Here is a 16548-nt window from a genome sequence, read left to right on the forward strand (position 1 = left end):
GCGGTCTCGGCGCTCCGACGGCGACCCGCGACCCGTACGATTATTCTCGCCCGGACCCGACACGCCGACAGTGCCCCACCAGGAGGAACTCTCGAACCCCTACGGGATGGACACCGACTGCCAGCACTGTCCCGCGCTGGCCGAGTGCCGGGATCGGGTCGTCCACGGCTACGGCGACGCGGAGGCGGAGGTGCTGGTCCTCGGAGCGGCGCCCAGCGCCGGGGCCGAGCGCACGGGCGTTCCGTTCACCGGCGACGAGCCCGGCGAGCGCATCCAGCGCGTGCTCGGTGATCTAGGCCTCTCGCGCTCGCCGGCGGACGCCGACGAGCCCGACCTCCAGAACGTCTACACGACCTACCTCACGCGGTGTCGACACCCGGAGCGCGGTCCGACAGACGAGGAGGTGCGCAACTGCGACGCCTTCCTCACCGCCGAGGTCCGAATGATCAACCCCGAGCTGATCGTCCCCGTCGGCCAGCGGGCGCTGGAGGCGCTCGCGATCGAGTACACCACCCGCGCGCCCGACTCCTTCGACGCCGACGCCGAACATGCGACCACGGTCCGCGGCAGGGGGTTCGAGCTCCTGCCGATGAAGGCGCTCGGCGACCTTACTGACGCGGACGCCGACCGGTTCGTCGAGCACGTCAGGGAGAACGTCTTCTCACGCGACTACCGGCAGACGAAGGGGCGGCGAAGCCGCTGAGCCGGCGGCGAGGGACCGAACGCCGCCGGCCGGCCCCGCTTCACCAGTACGGTGTCTCCCACCGAGCGAGCGCGTCCCGACGCCCCCTTACGATCGCGGCGACGACGGCAACGACGAGCAGTCCGAGCGTCGCGACGACTCCGGCGGGCGCGACGGCGCCGCCGGCGACCCCGTCGACGAGCAGCAGGGCGAGGGCGGCAGCGCCGACGAACACGGACAGCAGCGAGCCGAGGCGGACGAGGAGCGCGGTCGGGTCCATGCCGAGGCTGCAGCGCGGCGTTTGATAAATCCCTTTATCGCTCGCGCCCCACCTCGCGGTATGACCGTCGTCGCCGTCCTTGCGGACCCGCCTCGCCCCGGACTCGCCTTGCCCGATATCGCCGAGACGACGCCGCTGTCGGCCGCGGGGGCCGCTGACCTGTACGCGGCAAGCCTCAAGGACACGTTCCGCGCCGTCGAGCGCTCGGGCGGTGACCTGCTCGTCAACTACCGTCCGGACGAGCTCCTCCCCAACGAGTACGTCACCGACACCGACAGCGAGGCCGAACTGCGTGCGCTCGCCGGCGATGCACTCGACGACGTGACCGAGGCGCGCTTCGAGCCGCAGGTCGGCTCGACGCTGTCGGCGCGCGCGGGCAACACCGCGACCCACCTCCTTCGCGAGGAGGGCGTCGACTCGGTCGCGGTGGCTCGCGGCACCGCCCCCCTGCTCACCCGGACGGTGATAGACTCGGCGGCCATGAAGCTCCGGCAGAACCAGACCGTCCTCGGCCCGTCGACGCGCGGGCGGACGTACTACGCGGGCTTCACCGCGCCTATCGACTACGCCGACGCCTTCGAGGGGGCAGAACTGAAGACACTCGTCGACCGCGCGAACGACGCCGGCCACCGCGTCGAGTTCCTCTCGATGCACGTCAGCGTCGAGACCGCAGCCGACCTGCGCGACCTCCTGCCGGTGGTGTGGAGCCGGATCGAAACCGAGCGGGTCGTGCCCGAGCACACCGCGACGTTCGTCCACGAGCACGGGCTGCGCGTGCGCGACGGCGCGGTCGTCGTCGACGGGTGAGCCGGCGTCGGCGCCGGCGGCCGACCGTTAGGACTTAGATGCAGACCGCGAAAGGACGACTCGTGGTGGGGTGGCAGAGTGGCCTATTGCGTCTGCCTTGAAAGCAGATGGCGCAAGCCTCCTGGGTTCGAATCCCAGCCCCACCGAACTTCTCGACGGCGACGAGGTCCGATGCGCGACGACGTGTGAGCGGTGCGACCGCCGCTACAGGAACTGCCCGGCGACATACCGCCAGAGGCCAAGCGACACCGAGCCGACGACCAACATCACGACCGCGAAGGTGATCGCGACGCCGCCGTCGACGATCGGCGTCGCGCGGATGATCAGACCGATGACGGCCGCGGGGATCCACGACCGGACCGCCAGCGGCACCGACGCTTTCGCCGATTCGACGGCGCCGGCGGAGTAGGCGCCGATCAGCGGCGCGGCGACGACCCAGCCGAGGAGGAACGGCGCCGCCACGGTCAGCAGCGCGAGCACGTCGCCCGCGCCCGACGGGGGGAGCGGGACGGTTCCGTGCCGGAGCGTGCCGACGTAAATGAACGCGACAATAATGAGCAGGTCGCCGACCGCGAGCGGGAGCGCGGCGCGGTCGAGCCGGTTCGCGAGGAACGAGTCCGAGCCCGTGTCCGTTGCCATACCCGCCCGTTCGTCCGGTCCGGCTTAACGCCCGCGTTCCGCGGTCGGCCTCACGTCGGCGCTATGCACTCGGCTTCACGCCGGCGGCGGTGTACCCGAATCCCGGGTCGACGACGTGGCCGCGCAGTCCCGCGTCGTCGAACACGGCGGCGAGCGCGTCCGCGGCGAAGAACCGCGAGTCCATGCCCGCGACCGACTCCAACGCCGCAAGCGCCCGCCCGCGGCGCGTCGACGGGTCGAACTCGCGGACGACGAGCACGCCGCCCGGCGCCAGCGTGCGGGCGACCTCCCGGACCGCCGCCTCAGGGTCGGGGAAGTGGTGGAGCGCGTCGGTGACGACGACCGCGTCGACGCCCGCGTCGCGGACCGGGAGGGTCGCGGCGTCGGCCCGCACCGCCGCGAGCCCGTCGTCGCGGGCGCGCCGGAGCATCCCCGCGGAGTAGTCGACGACGGTCGCGTCGATCCCCAGATCCCGGAGCGTTCGACTCGCGCGCCCGGTCCCGCCGCCCAGGTCCACGACGCGTTCGATCGGGCGGTGCGCGAATGCCAGCCCCGCGCGCAGGTCCTCGGCGTGGGCGGGCGGCATAGCGGCGTCGTACAGGGGGGCGATACGGTCGAAGAACCCCACGTCGCCGTGACCGAACATGCCCGGATCGAGAGGATGCGAGGGGTTAGTCGTGGCGCTGAAGTCCCAGCCGCACGTAGTCGACGTGTGGAGTTTCGACTGCTCGGGTGGCCCGAGGACGGCGTCGTCGTCCGCCTCGACCACCGGGAGTACGCCTACGCCGGGAAGTTCGTCATGTCGAGCACTGGAAAGGTCGTCGCGATCGACGGCGAGGACGGCGATACCGACGACAGCACCGACGGCCGCGCCGGCGACGGCGATACGGTCGACGGCACTGGCGACGGGTCCGCGGAGTTCCGGATCCCGGACGACCCGAAGCGCGAGTACGTCGAACCCGCCGGCGCGGTGGCGTTCAACGAGGACCGCAGCGACGCGGGCGCGCTGTGGCTCCGCTACGTCACCGTCCGCCGCGAGCGACGCGGCGAGGGGATCGGCCCGCGGCTGTGCGCGTTCGTCGTCGCCCGCGCCGCCGACCGCGGCTACGAGCGCGTCCGCATCGCCGTCAACAACGCCTACAGCTACGAGGCGCTTCACAAGGCCGGCTTCGCGTGGACCGGCCGCGAGACGGGCATCGCGGAGCTCGTGTTGGAGCGACCCGCTCGCGGGTCCGCGACCGTCGATCCGACCACCTACTGCGAGGGGCTAGCGACCATCGGCGCCCGCGACGACGTGGACGACGACGAGCGGGCGTTCGCCGAGCGGAAGCGCGATCGCGGGCCGCCACCGGTCGACCTCCGCTGAGCGACCGCGAATCGCGCTTGACTCGGGAGCTTCAAACGCCGCCGCCTCCATGCCCCGACAATGGGAAACGCGGACCTGCGTGACATCGCACACATCGAGGAGGTCGCGTTCGAGGACCTCTCCGGGGTGGTCGCGGTCGACGCCCACAACTGGCTGTACCGCTACCTCACGACGACGGTCAAGTTCACCAGCGACCGCCGCTACACCACCGAGGAGGGCGAGGAGGTCGCGAACCTCATCGGCATCGTGCAGGGCCTCCCGAAGTTCCTCGACAACGACCTCACGCCGGTGTTCGTCTTCGACGGCGGCGTCACGGACCTGAAGGACGACGAGGTGGCAAAGCGCCGCAAGGCGCGCGAGCGGGCCCAAGAGCGCAAGGAGGAGGCCGAGGAGCGCGGCGACGCTGTCGAGGTCGCGCGCCTGGACGCGCGCACCCAGCGGCTCACGGACACGATTCACGAGACCTCCCGGGAGCTGCTGCGTCTGCTCGACGTGCCGGTCGTCGAGGCGCCCGCGGAGGGGGAGGCCCAGTGCGCGTACATGAACCGCGTCGGCGACGCCGACTACTCGGGCAGCGAGGACTACGACACGATGCTGTTTGGCGGCCCGCGCACGCTCCGACAGCTCACCTCGAAGGGGAGCCCCGAGCTGATGGACCTGGAGGCGACGCTCGCGGACCACGACATTACCTACGAGCAACTGGTCGACGTGGCGATGCTGTGCGGCACCGATTTCAACGAGGGCGTCCGCGGAATCGGCCCGAAGACGGCGCTGAAGGCGGTGACGGAACACGGCGACCTGTTCTCCGTGCTTTCGGCGCGCGACGCCGAGATTCCGGACGCCGAGCGCATCCGCGAGTTCTTCCACTCGCCGCCCGTCTCCGACGACTACGAGGTCGACACGACGATCACGCCCGACGTGGCCGCCGCCCGCGCGTACGTCGTCGACGAGTGGGAGGTCGACCCCGACGAGGTCGAACGCGGCTTCGAGCGCATCGAGGGGGCGCTCACGCAGACCGGACTCGACGACTGGACGTGAGCGAGCCCTCGCGACCCCGAACGCTCGCAGACAGGGACGCCGCCCGCGGTCGGATCCGATGGCATTAACACACCGCGCCGGGTAGCTGGTGATGCGCTCGGTTGGTGTAGTCCGGCCAATCATGTTGGCCTTTCGAGCCGACGACCAGGGTTCAAATCCCTGACCGAGCACTACAGCGAGCGTCGAAGACGCGAGCGAAGCGCGCAGGGAGGGATTCTGAAGTAGACGGGACGCAGCGACCGAGCGGAGCGAGGGCGACCGTCTCGGCGTGGTGCACATCCCTGCCTGAGCGAGCATCCGCGTTCTCGCCGCCGGCCCAACCCGATCCGACCAGAGCCGCGCGGTCACCGAGCTACAACCGGACCATCGGCTCCGGGTAGTCGACGCCGAGCTCCACCCCGTGTTCGGCCTGTTCCTGATCACTCAGCGTCCACGGTTCATGCACACGGTCGGCCGGCAAGTCGCCGAGCTCCGGAAGCCAGTGCGTGACGTACTCGCCCTCCGAGTCGTACCGCCGCGCCTGGCTCACCACGTCGAACGAGCGGTCCCGCGAGTCGTTCCCGACGCCGGCGATGTACGCCCAGTTGCCGTAGTTGGAGGCGGCGTCGTAGTCGACCAGCTGCGTCTCGAAGTAGGCGGCCCCGCGGCGCCAGTCGACCCGGAGGTCGTTGGCGAGAAACGAGGCGGCGTTCTGCCGACCCCGGTTGCTCATGTAGCCCGTGGCGTTCAACTCCTGCATGTTGGCATCGACGAACGGGACCCCGGTCTCGCCGGCGGCCCACCGCTCGAACGCCGACTCGTCGTCCCGCCAGTCGATGTCCTCCCGCTCGCGGATGCCCTCCCTCGCGAAGTACTGGCCGCCGTGTTTTGGCACCTGGAACTGGAAGAAGTCGCGCCAGCGGAGCTCGAACAGCAGCCAGTACGTCGAGTCGTTCGACACGCGCAGGTCCTCGTAGCGGTCCACCTCCGCGGCGACTCGGCGGGGAGACAGACAGCCCTCGTTGAGCCACGCCGAGAGCTTCGAGGAGTACCCCTCCCCCAGCAGGCCGTTGCGCGTCTCCTTGTACTCGCGGAGCCGGTCGGCCTCCCAGACGTACCGCTCCAGGCGGTCGAGTCCGGCCGCCTCGCCCCCCTCGAACGTGAGTACGCCCCGCTCGTCCGGGCGCCTCGCCTCGACGCCGAGCGTCTCCGGGTCCGGGAGCTCGCCCGCGCCGACGGCGTCGACGGGCCCAGCCGGGAGCGCGGGGGTACCGAGGGTGTCGCGGACGGTCGAGTCGGCCTCGACGCGCTTGCGGAACGTCGTGTACGTGTCCGGCACCTCGGTGTACGCCATCGGGAGGTCGTTGATGTGGTGGAGCGTGTGCCCCCAGTGCCGCCTGGCGGCCACGTCGAGCGCCGCGAGCTCGCGCTTCACAGCGTTCTCGACGGCCGTCTCCTCGGGCGCCGGGACGGTGTGGAAGTGGACCGAGTCGGCGTCGACCGCCGACGCCACCGCCGGCACCACCCGCTCGGGGCGGTCGTGACGGACGACGAGGTCGGACCCCCGCTCGCGGAGTCGCTCTCGGAGGTCGGCGACCGACTCCAGGCGGAAGCGCGTCCGGTGTGGTCCCGTCTTCTGGAATCGGAAGGAGCCGCGTCCGCCGTACTCCCGCTCGTCGTAGTCGTCGGGAGCGAACGCGTACACTGGGAGCACCTCGTCGGCTACGGCGGCCTCGGTCAGCGCCTCGTTGTCGTGGACGCGGAGGTCCCGGCGAAACCAGACGACCGCGGTGGAGTGGGTCACGGATACAGCAGGGGCGCCAGCGGCAAGAACTCACGGGCCGGACGGGGAGTCACTGTGGGGACCGTCTGCGACGGCGCGGTCAGGCCAGCCACTCCTCGGGCGTGGTGTCGTAGTCGACATCGTCGGCGGCGATCTGCTCGGCCAGATCGGGCTCCAGCGCGTGCCGCTCGACCGTCTCTCCGTCGTAGCGGAGCCGGATCGGCACCTCGTCGCCGCGGGGCTCGCGGCCGCGGCGGCGGGCGACCTCGACCTCGTGGTCGTCGTACTCGGTGACGATCGTCGCGAGGTTCACCGGCCGTCCCCACAGTTCGAACACACGTTCGAGCGTCCGTTTCGCCTGCTCGATATCGAGCGCGACGCCGTTGTAGCGGTGCCCAAGCAGCAGCTCGCCCCGGTTGTCGTAGTTGCCGTCGTACACCGCGACGGTCGGCTTCCCGAAGTTGGTGAACCGCAGGAGGAGCTTGCGCTTCACGTCGTCGGGGTCGACGCTGGCGACCCGGTACTCCTCGGCGGCCTCGGAGTACTCGTAGGTGAAGTAGTTGCCCTCGACGACGAACTCCTCGGTGAGGAACTCGTCGATGAACGTCACGTCGTTGTGGCTCTCGCGCACCTCGCGCATGCGCGCCCAGCCGGCACCGTAGTCGACGTCCGCGAGCGCCGATTCCACGTCCGGATACACCTCGTCGTCGAACATGTACCGGGCGACCCGCTCTAGCTCACCGCGACCGATCCGTTCGAGGAAGCCGCGGTTGGCGGGCTTGGCCAGCGAGAAGTGGCGCTCGCACAGCCCCTCGTAGGTGAGGACGGCCCACGGGTACGCGTCGGCGTCGAGATCGCCCGCCGTCGCCCGCGCGAGCGCCTCGGCGTCGACGCGGGGGTCCTCGGGGTCCATGTCATCAAGCGTGTCCCCGGTGACGCCCGCGATCTCCGGGTCCGGTTCGAGTGTCGCCGCGACCTCGTCGAAGTCGATCACGTCGTGGAAGTTGCGCCACGTGACCCCCTCGACGCGCAGCAGCTTGTCGACGACCTCGCGGCGGTTCGCGCCGTTCTCGACGTACCGCCAGATCTCGAACCCCAGCTTGTAGGGATTGAGCCCCGGCGACCCCAGCACCCGCGCCATGTGGTCGGCGTAGGTGACGAACTCGTCGTCGCCCGCGAACCGCTCGTCGCCCATCATCAGCGACTCGAAGTAACTCGCCCACCCCTCGTTCATCACCTTCGTCATGCGCTGGGGCGCAAAGTAGTACGCCTCCCGGCGTAGGACCTCGATCACCTCGTCCATCCACGGTTCGCGCTCGACGGCCTTCCCCTCCGACTCGTCGAACCGCGTGCCGTGCTCGCGGAGGTACGCGAGCACGTCCGGGCGCGGCTCGGGCAGGGGCTCGCGGTCGCGCTGGTCGTCGACCCACTCGGGGTCGAACACCTGGTCGCGCACCTCCGCGGACAGCCCGAGCCGGTCGAGGCGCTCCTCGATGTCCGTCAGTTCCTCCGCCAGGTCCTCGTCGCCGCCGCGCTCGGCCGCAAGCGCGCGATGCTGGTCGATGGTGTCCTCGACGCACAGCACGGCGTCGATGAGTCGCTCGACGTCCTCGCGGTCGATCTCGGGGTCCGCCGCGTACCCCGCGATCGTCTCGGCGTGCTGTTCGAGCATCGCGGCGGCGTCCGGGTCCTCGCGGTCGCCGGCGAAGCGGCCGAACCACTCGTTGTTGCGGAAGAAGTCCGCGTGCGCCTCGACGTGGGTGATGACGGCCTTCTGGTCGGCCGGCGCGTTCGACTCCTGGAGGAACGCGTGACAGGGGTTGTCGTTGTTGACGATCTCGAACGCCTTCCCCATCCCGAAGGTGTCCTGCTTGCGCTGGCGGTCGTACTTCATCCCCCACCGCCAGTGCGGGTACCGCGTCTGGAACCCGTCGTAGGCGATGAGCTCGTTCATCTCGTCGTGGGTCACGACCCAGTAGTTCACCGGGTACGGGCGGAGCCCGAGCCTCTCGGCCAGCTCTCTGGCGCGCTCGGCTGGCTCCGCCAGTTCCGCGGCGACGCGGCGGGTCGCGACTCTGTCGTCATGGATCATGAGTTCACTCCTCGGTCCCCTCCGTCGAGAGGATCGTTCGGATCGCGTCGGTCACGTCCTCGGGGCCGCCGACGCGCGCGACGACGACGTCGTCGCGGTCGGCCAGCTCCCGCTCGATCTCCTCGGCGTGGGTGGCGTTGATTGTGTTGCCGCCGGGCTGGGTCTCCACGTAGGCGTGGAGGTTCGCCGGGATCTCCCGCATCAGCGGGACGACGTTCTCGACGGTGTCGTTGCTGGAGTTCTCCGAGTCGCCGGCGGCGAACACGTAGCGGTTCCAGTCGCTGAACGGGTACTCCTCGAGGATCTCGGCGGCCAGCTCGTAGGCGCTGGAGATGCGCGTGCCCCCGCCCGAGCGGATGCCGAAGAACTCCCCGCGCTCGACCTCCCACGCGTCGGCGTCGTGGGCGACGTAGCGGAACTCGGCCTCGTCGTACTTCCCCGTGAGGTACCAGTCCAGCGGCGTGAACGTCCGCTCGACCAGCTCGCGCTTCGTCTTGCGCATCGAGCCGGACACGTCGCGGATGTTGACGACCACGACGTTCTTCTGTTTCTTTTCGATCACCTCCGGCTGGCGGTAGCGCTCGTCCTCGCGGCGGAACGGCACGTCGCGCAGGCCGTCCCGCCGGATGCGCGCGCTGACGGGGTCGCGCTCGACGCGCTCGGCGAACTCGTCGAAGGAGGCGTACTCGTCGAGCGAGACGCCCTCCTCGGCGATGTCGTTCATCGCCTCGCGGACCCACGCCAGCGAGACGAGCACGTTCTCCGCGCGGCAGAACTCGAACACGTCGCGGGCGTCGGCGCCGGCGACGCGGCACGCCTCCCGGACGTACGCCTCGTCGAAGTCGGTCGCGAGCTTCCGCTTGAGCCCGCGTTTGAACAGCTGCTCGAAGTCGAGCGTGGAGTTCGGGCCCGCGCGCGTCAGCTCGGTGAAGTCGCCCTCCACCTCCTCGACGACGCGCTTGCCCTTCGGCTCCAGATCCAGTCCCAGCTCCTCGTCGAGCTCCCGGGCGAACTCCTCGGGGTCCATCTCGTAGTAGCCGTGCTCGCCGCCCTCCTCGCCGGGGTCGCCCTCCTCGTCGCCCTCGCCGTCGGCGTCCCCGGGGTCGCCAGGCACGTCAACGGGCTGGCCCGGCTCCGGCGTCCCACCGTCGCCCTGGCCGACGCCGCCCATGTCGCGCCTGTCGTACTCGAACGACGGGAGGTCGACGAGCTTCACCGGGATGCGGACGGCGTCGTGCGAGGAGCCCGAGAGGTCGCCCTCGCGGATGAACTCCGCGAGGTCGGGGCGCCGCTCGTCGCCGATCTCGCGGAACCGTTCGAGGTCCTCCCTCAGTCCCATCGGCCGTTCACCTCGCGCATCACGTGTCTGCTGGTCAACTCCGCGGACGCCTCGCTGTACCCCTGTTCGGTGGTCATGTGCTCGATGGTGCGCTCCTTCACGCGCGCGGTCTCCGTGTTCGCCGGCGGGTCGTCCCACTGCGACGGGTCCAGGTCCTCGTGAATGCGGCGGACGTCCTCCCACGAGTGGGCCTCCAGCACCGCGCGGATGACGGGGACCGTCGACAGGTCCACGTCGGCGACGCCGAAGTCGTCGTCGCGGTGCTCCCACGCGTAGCGGTTCAGCGCCGTTATCACGGTGTCCCTGCGGAACGTCTCGACCTCCCCGCCGGGCTCGTTGCCGTGGTAGTCGTCCTCGTCGAACCGGCCGAGGTGCTCGGTCTCGAACACCTTCATCAACAGCGGGTCCGGATCGACGGCGCCGCGGTCGGTCTCCACCTGCTCGTCGGCGTTCCACGCGAACACGTGCGCGACGTACTCCTCGACGGTCTCCTCGGCGACGCCCTTGTCCGCGAGCACCGCGTCGAGCACGTCCGCCTCCTGTAGCTCGAACACGTGGTCTTTCACCGTCGCCAGCCGGTTCTCGTACTCCGCGACCTCCGCGCGCGAGAACACCGGCGCCGCCGACAGCCCCTCGGCCATCGCGTGGAGCACGTCCTCGGGCGTGAGCACGTCCTCGACCGGGAGGTCGGGGTGCGCGCGGTCGGTCTCGCCGTGGAGCAGGTCCGCGATCGTGTCGCGGGTGTACGTCACGGGGATCCCGTGGGCGCCGTCGTCGCCGTCGAAGTCAAACTCGTCTGCGGCGACGCGCTCTTCGCCGTCGCGGACCGCGCCGCGATCGAACAGCAGCGCCTTGTCGACCAGCCCGATCGAGGCGGGCAGGTCCTCGGCGTCGAGGCGCGTCACGACGGCGTACGTCGCCGCCGCCTCCAGCGCGTGCGGCGCCAGCTCCCGCGTCCGCACCCGTCCGTCGTCGTCGCGCAGTCGGATCGACAGCGGCGCGGCCATCCGCTCGCGCAGCCGCTCGTGTTCGGTCTCGGGGTCGGCCGCATCGACCGCGGCGGCCCAGACGCCCGTCTCGTCGGTGAGCTCGCGGTGGATCAGCTCCGTCTCCAGCGAGACGCTGGTGAGGTAGCGGAACTCGTGACGGTCGAGCCGGCGCTTGAGCGCCTTCAGCGGGTCGCGGTCGTTGCGGTCGGCGAACTGCTCCAGCTCGGCGTCCAGATCCGGGTTCGAGATGACGACCAGCTGCGTGTCCAGGTCCATCCCGATGCCCTTGTCGAGCTTCACGCGCTTCTCGTCGGGCACGTTCAGCAGCTTCCGCAGCAGGTCTGCGTGCTGGCTGGCGTCCTCGACGACAGTGAGCAGGCCGTTACCTTGCGAGAGCACGCCGTCGTAGCTGAAGGCGCGAGGATCCTTTCGACCGCGGGCGTCCAGCTCGCGGAGCATCCCCGGCATCCACGAGCCGACGAGCCGCTCCTTCGGCGAGCCGTCGTCCTCAGCGTGGAGGACGCCGATCCCCTTGCCCACATCGACGACGTAGTTCTTCACCCGCAGGTGCCGGCGGTCGGTCACCGCCGAGAACAGGTCGCGGCGGCCGGTCCGGCGGTAGCGCTCCTCCAGGATATCGAACGCCTCGCGGCTGAACGGGTCGAGATCCGACTCCGCCCGGATCGGGATGTGGTCGTCGTGTTCCGCGTTTAGCGCGTCGACGAGGTCGGCGCGTACCTCCGGGGGGAACACCGACAGCGGGTTCGCTTGCACCGGCGACTCGTACCAGTCGTCGTCCGCGTCGTCGTCGGGGGCGTAGCTGAGGCTCCGCTCGTCGTCGCGGGCGGCGATGTTCCACTCGACGGTGTAGCGCCGTCCCGCCTCGGTCTTCGAGTACGCGCGCAGCCCGTTGATCAGACAGCGCTTCAGCTCCGATTTCCCGGTCGCGGTCGGCCCGTCGAACCAGTGGATCTTCTCTTCTTTCCCGCGCCCGGCCGCGACGGTGCGGAGGTCGTCGACGAAGGCGTTGAGCACGCCGGTGTTGCCGAGGACGGCGTGCTCGCCGTCGTTCGCTGGGTCGTCGAAAAAGCGGTAGCGCTGGCGCTCGACGCCCTCCTCGACGACGGTTCGGGTGCCCATCGATTCGATCGCCGACAGCACGTACCTGGCGGCGTGGCTGGCGACCGCCGGGCGCTCGAACGCCAAGTCAACGAACTCCGCGAGCGACCGCGGCGGCTCGTAGGCGCCCTCGAGCGCCTCGTCCGCGCGCGCAAGGTAGTCCGTTGAGTCGGTGGTGTCGGTCATCTCAGTCCTCAAGCTCGCTTTTGGCGACCTCCGCGCCGGCGAACTCCAGCACCTCACGGGCGCCCTCAGCGGAGTAGCCCTGCTCGGTCAGGGCGTCGACCCACGCGGCACGCTCGTCGTCGTCGAGCTCCCCGGCCGACACCAACGCGGAGAAGTTGATGTTGTGCTTCTTGTCTTCCCACAGCTTCCGCTCGAGGGCGCGGCGCAGGCGGTCGTTCTCCTGGGGGTCGAAGCTCGACCCCTCGCGGGCGCGGCGGCTGACCCAGTTGGCGACCTCCTGGCGGAAGTCGTCCTTGCGGTCGCCGGGCACCTCCAGCTTCTCCTCGACCGACCGGAGGAACGTCTCGTCGGGCTCCTGCTCGCGCCCGGTGAGGTCGTCCTCGACGGTCGTGTCGTCGATGTACGCCATCACGTGGTCCATGTACTTCTCGCCCTGCCGCCGGATCTCGTCCACGTCGTACGCGAGCGCGTGGCGCACGTCCTCGATGGCGCGCTCTTTGTACTCCTCGCGGACGAGCTCAAGGTAGCGGTGGTAGGTGTCGAGCTTCTCCTCCGGGATCGACCCGTGGTTCTCCAGATTTCCCTCGAAGTGCTTGAACACCGCCAGCGGCGACAGGTAGCCGCGGCCGCGGTGCCGGGAGTCCATGATCGCCTCGGCGATCTCGTCGCCGATGAACCGGGCGGAGACGCCCTCCATCCCCTCGGCGATGTCGGCCGCACGGTCGCCGTTCTCCCTGAGCTTGCGCTCGTCGATCTCGTCGGTCTCGTCGATCTCGCCGTTGTACGCCTTCGCCTTCTGGACGAGCGAGACGGACTCGTCGGTCGGCTCCTCGACGCGGGTGAGCACGCCGAACAGGCCGGCCATCTCCATGGCGTGGGGCTCGATGTGGATGTCGGGCACGTCGGCGTTGCGCAGCATCTTCCGGTAGATCTCCGCCTCCTGCTCGTACTCGAGGACGTACGGGTAGTCGATCCGCTTGGTGCGGTCGTTGAACGCCTCCATCTTCTCGTCGCCCTTCTTGTCCCGGTACTCGGGCATGTTCGTCCGGCCGACGATCACCTGGTCGATGTCGATCCGCGGGTTGTTGCGCGGCTTGATCGTCTGCTCCTGGCTGGCGTGCAGGAAGTCGTAGAGGAACTCCCGCTGGAGCTTCAACAGCTCCTCGCCCGAGAAGATGCCGCGGTTGGCGTTGCAGAACGCGCCCGCGTAGTCGAACGCCCGCGGGTCGTTCTCCCCGTACACCGCGAGCTTCGAGTAGTTGACATCGCCGGTGAGCTCCGTCTCGTCCTGATTCTTCTTATCTTTCGGCTCGAACGTCTCGATGCAGCGTCGCTGGTTCTCGTCGGCGACGAGGCGGATCACCTCGACGTGGTTCTCCAACACCGCCTGGAGGTCGTCCTCGTAGTGGGCGAGGAGTTCGTCCATGTAGAAGCCCGACGCCGGATCGAGGCTCTGCTCGTTGCGGATCGTGTACGGCGCGTCGAGCCGCTCGTTCAGGTCGGCGATCACCTCGTCGCGCTGTTCCTGCGGGAGCAAGACAATCGGGTCCTGGTTCATCGCCGACCGGACCGTGTCGTCGCCCGGGTCCTGGTCCTCGATGACCGAGCAGAGGTCGGTCCACCGGAAGGTGTACATCCGGCCTTCGTCGCTGCGGGTGTAGTCCTCGAAGTAGCGCCGGACGAGCCAGTCGAAGTGGCTCTTGCCGGAGCCGACGGGGCCGAGCAGGAGCTTGATGCGCTTTTCGGGACCCAGCCCGCGCGCGCCCGACTTCACCTTGTTGACGAACTCGTGGATGGACTCGTGGACCTCTCGGCCGTAGAAGGCGTTCTCGCCGTCGTGGAGTGGGTCTTCCGACGCGAGGAAGTACTCCACGACCCCGGCGTCCTCGTCGTAGCGCGTGCCGTAGTGGTCGAACATGTCGGCGACGCGCTGGTGGGCGTTGCGCGCGACGCGCGGGTCGGACACCAGTTCTTCGAGGTACCACTCGAAAGACTTGGCTTCCCGGAGGTCAGCCGGGACGGACCGCTCGTACTCCCGGCTGAGCTCCGCGAGCGTGTGCGTCCTCGATGCCTCCCCCGGCGTGGGGCTGGTCGCGTTGTCGGTCTGATCACTCATGTGTGGGGCCACGTGTGCGGGGACGACCGCGAACGGTCCCGCTGTGCAGGCACCCGGCGTCGGTTCCGACGCCCGCCCCATCGGAGCCGACTCAAGCGCCGCTGGACCGTCATGGCTACTCATACCACGCGACCGCGTGTGACCGGCGCTGCTCGTCTCCTACAGAACTCGTCGTGAGGGCGGCCGGTGGGGGTCGTTGCCTCCGTCCCGTGGTGGACCGAGACTATATGTTGTGGTGGGTGTTAACACACATAAACCTGTCGGCAAATGACACCGGTACCGTCACGCCCTCGATCGGTTCGGGATCGCGCCGAGACGCGGAATACCGTTTTCACAGCCACGAACGCGGCGGATCCCCCGCACGCGGCGACGGTCGGTGCGCCGAGCGTGGTGCCTAAGCCGTCCGGCCGACAAGGGCCGCTATGACCGACGAGTCCGCAGGCGAATTGCCCGAAGACACGCTCGGCGAGGGGTGGCGGCTGTGGACCGAAGAGCCGAACGGCCGGGCGATCGTCGTGTACCGACCGGACGTGTTCGACGCCGACCGGTTCCCCGCGCCGTGTCTCCCCACGGTGTACCTCACCGACGGCTCGCGCCGCGCGCGGCCGGGCGCCGGCCAGCGGCGGACCGACGAGTGGCACGTGACGCTGTTTCTCGAACCGGAGGTGGAGGGAGCGTCCGCGACGTTCGACGACCGCGCGGCCGCGCTCGACGGCGTCGTCGACGTGACCGAGCGGTTCGCCGGCGGCGAGATCGACTACCGCGGCGCCTATCAGGTACCGCGCGAGGCGTACCTCGACAAACTCGACGACCTGACCGGCAGAGAGTGAGGCGGCGGAGTCGCCCGCGGCGACGACCGCCGCGCAGGCGACCGCGACGGCCGCACCGCCGGCCGTGCGGATCGCGCCGGCGACGGCGTTATCATCGGCGCGTGGGAACCAACGGGCATGTCCACCGTCACCCTCATCGGAACGCGCCTCGCGGAGGCAGGAACCGAGTTCGTCTATCAGGGCGAGGCCAGCGCCTGCGAGGGCTGCCCGTACCGCGCCCAGTGCCTCAACCTTGAGGAGGGGCGCCGCTACCGCGTCACCGACGTGCGCGACGGGACGCAGGCGCTCGACTGCGCTGTCCACGCCGACGAGAGCGTCCGCGCGGTCGAGGTGGAGCCGGCGGCTGTCACCGCGAACGTCGCCTCGCGGGGCGCGTACGCCGGATCGCGGGCGTCGCTGGAGGGACCGTGTCCGCACGTCGACTGCCCGAGCCACGAGCTGTGCGAGCCGCTGGGCGCTGAGTTCGACGAGGAGTACCGCATCGCCGAGGTCGACGGCGACCCGCCCCACGAAGTGTGTCACCTGGGCCGCGACCTGACGACGGTGACGTTCGAGCCCGAGGACGGGGCGTAAGCGCCACGGGACAAGTCGCGCGCGCTGTGCTACTCCCCGCCCTCGGGGGTCCGGGTGCCGCTGGCGTTGACCGCGGCGAGCTCGGCGCTGTCGAGCTCCCGCATCGGGTCCGGCAGGTGCTCGGCGGCGCGGTCGAGGTCGGTCATCGCCTCGCGGACGGCGTCGGACTGCGGCCCGTCGCCGAGGTTGAGCTGTCGGAGGTAGCCCCGGGCAAGCGCGACGTAGACGCCCGCCTCCGCCAGGTACGAGCAGCCGAGCATGTTCGCCCACACGTGGCCGGGGCGGTTCACCGTCCGGTGGAAGGCGTACGATTCGCCGAGGCCCCCCTCGACGGCCGCGACCGCGAGCGTCGAGAGGCGGGACTTCGCCTCGACCCACAGGTCGAGGTGGTCGCCCCAGTAGCCGCGGAGGCGCTCGGCGTCGTACGCGAGGTCGACGTCGTAGTCGTCGTCTGTCAGTCCTCGTCGGTCGAGTGCGTCCGCGACGGCCGCGCCCGCCTCAGCGGGGTCACCGACCGCGCCGCAGACGACCCGGAGCGTCGGCACCTCATAGCGGCCGGCGGCGTCCCAGAAGGAGTGGAACCACAGCGACACCGCTCCCTCGGCGGTCGCCTCGCGCATCGCGGGCGCGACCGTCCTCGTGAGCACGCGGTGCTTGCCGGCGAGCGAGCCGTCGGAGTCGGCCGCGAGGTCGCGCCAGCGCACCGCGACGGCGAGATAGTCCATGCGCG

General features: G+C 70.0%; 15 protein-coding genes and 2 tRNA genes. 8 read left to right on the forward strand and 9 right to left on the reverse strand.

Annotation, left to right across the window (positions count from 1 at the left end; translation table 11 throughout):
• Window positions 1–106: 106 nt before the first annotated feature.
• The gene (locus BUE16_RS14035; protein WP_073310946.1) at window positions 107–703 is read left to right on the forward strand and encodes a uracil-DNA glycosylase; all 597 of its coding nucleotides are present in this window, start codon (window positions 107–109) and stop codon (window positions 701–703) included.
• Window positions 704–743: 40 nt separating this feature from the next.
• Here the strand turns inward: BUE16_RS14035 and BUE16_RS14040 are convergent, their stop codons facing one another.
• Complete coding sequence (locus BUE16_RS14040; RefSeq protein ID WP_073310834.1) at window positions 744–962, reverse strand: hypothetical protein; 219 nt, start codon at window positions 960–962, stop codon at window positions 744–746.
• Between the two features lie 60 nt (window positions 963–1022).
• On the opposite strand from BUE16_RS14040, the gene BUE16_RS14045 reads away from it, so the two are divergent.
• Together BUE16_RS14045 and BUE16_RS14050 are read left to right on the forward strand one after the other, a co-directional pair.
• Window positions 1023–1769 carry a DUF2064 domain-containing protein gene (locus BUE16_RS14045; protein WP_073310836.1) on the forward strand — a complete coding sequence of 249 codons (747 nt, stop codon included), beginning with the start codon at window positions 1023–1025 and terminating at the stop codon, window positions 1767–1769.
• Window positions 1770–1833: 64 nt separating this feature from the next.
• Window positions 1834–1915, forward strand: a tRNA-Ser gene (locus BUE16_RS14050).
• Between the two features lie 58 nt (window positions 1916–1973).
• Here BUE16_RS14050 and BUE16_RS14055 read toward each other — a convergent pair.
• Both BUE16_RS14055 and BUE16_RS14060 read right to left on the reverse strand, forming a co-directional pair.
• Entirely contained in the window at window positions 1974–2408 is a 435-nt protein-coding gene (locus BUE16_RS14055; protein ID WP_073310838.1) for a DUF3054 domain-containing protein, read from the reverse strand.
• Between the two features lie 61 nt (window positions 2409–2469).
• Window positions 2470–3054, reverse strand: coding sequence for a class I SAM-dependent methyltransferase (locus BUE16_RS14060; RefSeq protein WP_073310840.1), 585 nt, complete (start codon window positions 3052–3054; stop codon window positions 2470–2472).
• A gap of 66 nt (window positions 3055–3120) precedes the next feature.
• On the opposite strand from BUE16_RS14060, the gene BUE16_RS14065 reads away from it, so the two are divergent.
• From BUE16_RS14065 to BUE16_RS14075, 3 genes are all read left to right on the forward strand, one after another.
• Window positions 3121–3774 (forward strand): GNAT family N-acetyltransferase, encoded by a 654-nt coding sequence (locus tag BUE16_RS14065; protein WP_073310843.1) that lies wholly within the window; start codon window positions 3121–3123, stop codon window positions 3772–3774.
• Between the two features lie 60 nt (window positions 3775–3834).
• Window positions 3835–4812, forward strand: a complete 978-nt coding sequence (fen, locus tag BUE16_RS14070; protein WP_073310845.1) for a flap endonuclease-1 — start codon at window positions 3835–3837, stop codon at window positions 4810–4812.
• A 95-nt stretch (window positions 4813–4907) separates the two neighbouring features.
• Window positions 4908–4982: transfer RNA gene (locus BUE16_RS14075), tRNA-Glu, on the forward strand.
• 182 nt (window positions 4983–5164) lie between these two features.
• Here the strand turns inward: BUE16_RS14075 and BUE16_RS14080 are convergent.
• The 5 genes from BUE16_RS14080 to BUE16_RS14100 form a co-directional block, all read right to left on the reverse strand.
• The gene (locus BUE16_RS14080; protein WP_073310847.1) at window positions 5165–6595 is read right to left on the reverse strand and encodes a DASH family cryptochrome; all 1431 of its coding nucleotides are present in this window, start codon (window positions 6593–6595) and stop codon (window positions 5165–5167) included.
• A 79-nt stretch (window positions 6596–6674) separates the two neighbouring features.
• A complete protein-coding gene (locus BUE16_RS14085) occupies window positions 6675–8666 on the reverse strand; it encodes a SpoVR family protein (RefSeq protein WP_073310849.1) in 1992 nt (663 codons plus the stop codon).
• Window positions 8667–8670: 4 nt separating this feature from the next.
• The gene (locus BUE16_RS14090) at window positions 8671–10005 is read right to left on the reverse strand and encodes a DUF444 family protein (protein WP_073310851.1); all 1335 of its coding nucleotides are present in this window, start codon (window positions 10003–10005) and stop codon (window positions 8671–8673) included.
• Window positions 9996–12299 carry a PrkA family serine protein kinase gene (locus BUE16_RS14095; RefSeq protein WP_073310853.1) on the reverse strand — a complete coding sequence of 768 codons (2304 nt, stop codon included), beginning with the start codon at window positions 12297–12299 and terminating at the stop codon, window positions 9996–9998. Before BUE16_RS14095 ends, BUE16_RS14090 begins: the two co-directional genes overlap by 10 nt.
• A gap of 1 nt (window position 12300) precedes the next feature.
• Entirely contained in the window at window positions 12301–14415 is a 2115-nt protein-coding gene (locus BUE16_RS14100) for a PrkA family serine protein kinase (protein WP_073310855.1), read from the reverse strand.
• 446 nt (window positions 14416–14861) lie between these two features.
• On the opposite strand from BUE16_RS14100, the gene BUE16_RS14105 reads away from it, so the two are divergent.
• Window positions 14862–15245: a DUF5820 family protein gene (locus tag BUE16_RS14105; RefSeq protein WP_143165451.1), complete on the forward strand. Its 384-nt coding sequence runs from the start codon at window positions 14862–14864 to the stop codon at window positions 15243–15245.
• A gap of 117 nt (window positions 15246–15362) precedes the next feature.
• Window positions 15363–15818: a UPF0179 family protein gene (locus tag BUE16_RS14110; protein ID WP_073310860.1), complete on the forward strand. Its 456-nt coding sequence runs from the start codon at window positions 15363–15365 to the stop codon at window positions 15816–15818.
• 29 nt (window positions 15819–15847) lie between these two features.
• On the opposite strand, the gene BUE16_RS14115 is transcribed toward BUE16_RS14110, so the two are convergent.
• Window positions 15848–16543 (reverse strand): hypothetical protein, encoded by a 696-nt coding sequence (locus BUE16_RS14115; RefSeq protein WP_073310862.1) that lies wholly within the window; start codon window positions 16541–16543, stop codon window positions 15848–15850.
• Window positions 16544–16548 lie beyond the last annotated feature (5 nt).

The sequence above is a fragment of the Halobaculum gomorrense genome, assembly GCF_900129775.1.
GTDB lineage: Archaea > Halobacteriota > Halobacteria > Halobacteriales > Haloferacaceae > Halobaculum > Halobaculum gomorrense.

Excerpts from the sequence above, each read along its gene's own strand:
- BUE16_RS14100 (WP_073310855.1), bottom strand. The coding sequence starts at position 14,415 with ATGAGTGATCAGACCGACAACGCGACCAGCCCCACGCCGGGGGAGGCA.
- BUE16_RS14095 (WP_073310853.1), bottom strand. The coding sequence starts at position 12,299 with ATGACCGACACCACCGACTCAACGGACTACCTTGCGCGCGCGGACGAG.
- BUE16_RS14090 (WP_073310851.1), bottom strand. The coding sequence starts at position 10,005 with ATGGGACTGAGGGAGGACCTCGAACGGTTCCGCGAGATCGGCGACGAG.
- BUE16_RS14045 (WP_073310836.1), top strand. The coding sequence starts at position 1,023 with ATGACCGTCGTCGCCGTCCTTGCGGACCCGCCTCGCCCCGGACTCGCC.
- BUE16_RS14085 (WP_073310849.1), bottom strand. The coding sequence starts at position 8,666 with ATGATCCATGACGACAGAGTCGCGACCCGCCGCGTCGCCGCGGAACTG.
- BUE16_RS14115 (WP_073310862.1), bottom strand. The coding sequence starts at position 16,543 with ATGGACTATCTCGCCGTCGCGGTGCGCTGGCGCGACCTCGCGGCCGAC.
- fen (WP_073310845.1), top strand. The coding sequence starts at position 3,835 with ATGGGAAACGCGGACCTGCGTGACATCGCACACATCGAGGAGGTCGCG.
- BUE16_RS14060 (WP_073310840.1), bottom strand. The coding sequence starts at position 3,054 with ATGTTCGGTCACGGCGACGTGGGGTTCTTCGACCGTATCGCCCCCCTG.
- BUE16_RS14040 (WP_073310834.1), bottom strand. The coding sequence starts at position 962 with ATGGACCCGACCGCGCTCCTCGTCCGCCTCGGCTCGCTGCTGTCCGTG.
- BUE16_RS14055 (WP_073310838.1), bottom strand. The coding sequence starts at position 2,408 with ATGGCAACGGACACGGGCTCGGACTCGTTCCTCGCGAACCGGCTCGAC.
- BUE16_RS14110 (WP_073310860.1), top strand. The coding sequence starts at position 15,363 with ATGTCCACCGTCACCCTCATCGGAACGCGCCTCGCGGAGGCAGGAACC.
- BUE16_RS14035 (WP_073310946.1), top strand. The coding sequence starts at position 107 with ATGGACACCGACTGCCAGCACTGTCCCGCGCTGGCCGAGTGCCGGGAT.